This window comes from Allosphingosinicella sp. (genome assembly GCF_036387215.1).
Classification (GTDB): domain Bacteria; phylum Pseudomonadota; class Alphaproteobacteria; order Sphingomonadales; family Sphingomonadaceae; genus Allosphingosinicella.
Map to the genome: position 1 here is coordinate 1 of NZ_DASVUE010000328.1, position 1,882 is coordinate 1,882.

At 64.3% G+C, this 1,882-nt stretch carries 3 protein-coding genes; 2 read left to right on the forward strand and 1 reads right to left on the reverse strand.

The window, feature by feature from the left end; all coding sequences use genetic code 11:
• Positions 1 to 239 precede the first annotated feature (239 nt).
• Together rpmI and rplT are read left to right on the forward strand one after the other, a co-directional pair.
• Positions 240 to 443: a 50S ribosomal protein L35 gene (rpmI, locus tag VF662_RS13360; RefSeq protein WP_126717626.1), complete on the forward strand. Its 204-nt coding sequence runs from the start codon at positions 240 to 242 to the stop codon at positions 441 to 443.
• Between the two features lie 12 nt (positions 444 to 455).
• Positions 456 to 821, forward strand: a complete 366-nt coding sequence (gene rplT, locus VF662_RS13365; protein WP_464142106.1) for a 50S ribosomal protein L20 — start codon at positions 456 to 458, stop codon at positions 819 to 821.
• A 227-nt stretch (positions 822 to 1,048) separates the two neighbouring features.
• On the opposite strand, the gene pyrF is transcribed toward rplT, so the two are convergent.
• On the reverse strand, positions 1,049 to 1,792 hold the full coding sequence (pyrF, locus tag VF662_RS13370; protein ID WP_464142108.1) for an orotidine-5'-phosphate decarboxylase: 744 nt from the start codon (positions 1,790 to 1,792) through the stop codon (positions 1,049 to 1,051).
• Positions 1,793 to 1,882: the final 90 nt, after the last annotated feature.

A 1,882-nucleotide genomic window follows, 5' to 3' on the forward strand; every position in this document is an offset into this window, starting at 1 on the left:
GTTGGAGCCGAGCTCTTTGCGGCGAAGCTGCGGACCGTCGATACGCGACACGGTCGTTTCGGACATGAAGCTAAAACATGTCGGGGGCTACGCGGTTCCTGCACCCGCCTTGCCTTCCGCTGCCCATCCCCTTATAGGCACCCGCTTTCCAGCTTTGGAAGAACTGAACCGCCCGGCCAGTAAGGGCTGCCGTGGCTGTTCCTAAACGTCCGCCCCAGTGGCGCACAAAGGAGACGAAAATGCCCAAATTGAAGACCAAGAGCGGGGTGAAGAAGCGCTTCAAGCTCACCGCGACGGGCAAGATCAAGCACGGCGTCGCCGGCAAGCGGCACCGCCTGATCAGCCACAATGCCAAGTATATCCGCCAGAACCGCGGCACCGAAGTTCTCGCCGACGCCGATACGGCGCGGGTGAAGCTCTGGGCGCCCTACGGCCTCAAGTAAGGAGAATACGGCATGTCACGCGTGAAGAGGGGTGTCACCACCCGCGCCAAGCACAAGCGCATTCTTGAACAGGCGAAGGGCTATTACGGCCGTCGCAAGAACACGATCCGGATTGCCCGCCAGGCAGTCGAGAAGGCCGGCCAGTACGCCTATCGCGACCGCAAGGTGAAGAAGCGGAGCTTCCGCGCGCTCTGGATCCAGCGCATCAACGCTGCGGTCCGGGCCGAGGGCCTGACCTACGGCCAGTTCATGCACGGGCTGAAGCTCGCGGGCGTCGACCTCGACCGGAAGGTCCTGGCCGACATCGCGATGCACGAAGGCGAGGCGTTCAGCGCCATCATCGCCCAGGCCCGCGGAGCCCTGCCCGCGCAGGCGTAAGCCTCGGCGGCTAGAATGAGAAAAGGCGCGGAGGGGCAACTCTCCGCGCTTTTTCTTTGAGCTGAATATCCCTTTCCCGCTCGGCTTGACCCGTCCTTCGATACGGGCCTTCGCCAAGCTCAGTCCCTACTCAGGATGAGCGGGGAGCAGAAGAAGCCGCTCATCCTGAGTAGCCGCTGAGCGAAGTCGAAGCGGCATATCGAAGGACCGCCCTCAAATCGGCGCTCCTATCCCAGCGCGTCCTCGATCTCCGCCACGATCCCCTCGGCCTCGCGCCGCGGATCCTCCGACTGGCTTACCGGCCGCCCCACAACCAGATAATCCGCTCCCGCCGCGATGGCCGAAGCAGGCGTCGCCACCCTTTTCTGGTCCCCCACCGCATCGCTGCCGCGGCGAATGCCTGGCGTCACGATCTTGAGCTTGCCGGCCGAGAGCCTGCCGATCGCCTCCGCCTCCCGGCCGGACGCGATGACGCCGTCGGCGCCAGCATCCAGCGCCTTTTTCGCGCGGTAGAGCACGATGTCTTCCACTGAGGCGTCACGGTAGCCGAGCTCGTGGAGGTCGCTGGCCTCGAGACTGGTCAGCACCGTCACCGCGAGGATTTGCAAGCGACTGTCCCCGCGCCCCCGCACCGCCGCCCGCACCGTCGGTCCGATCCCGTGCACGGTGAGGAAATCGACGCCCATCCGCGCGATATTCTCGGCGGCCTTCTCGATCGTCGCGTCGATGTCGAACAGCTTCGAATCGAGGAACACCTTCTTGCCGCTGTGGATCAGCTCCTGCGCATATTGGATGCCGCCGGCGAACTGGAGCTGCATGCCGATCTTGTAGAAGACGACGCTGTCGCCGAGCCTGTGCACGAGCGATCGCGCTTCTTCGACCGTCGGCACGTCGAGCGCGACGATCAGCCGCTCTTTTGTAGGGATGTCGAGGGTCGCGCGCGCGGGTTCAGCCAGTCCAGCAGAGGCCATGTGCCACCTTTCAAGATGCGTGGGACCGCAAGGAGCTGCGGCTGAAACGGCACGATATGCCTGAAGCGGCCCAGGCACAAGAAAGCCGGC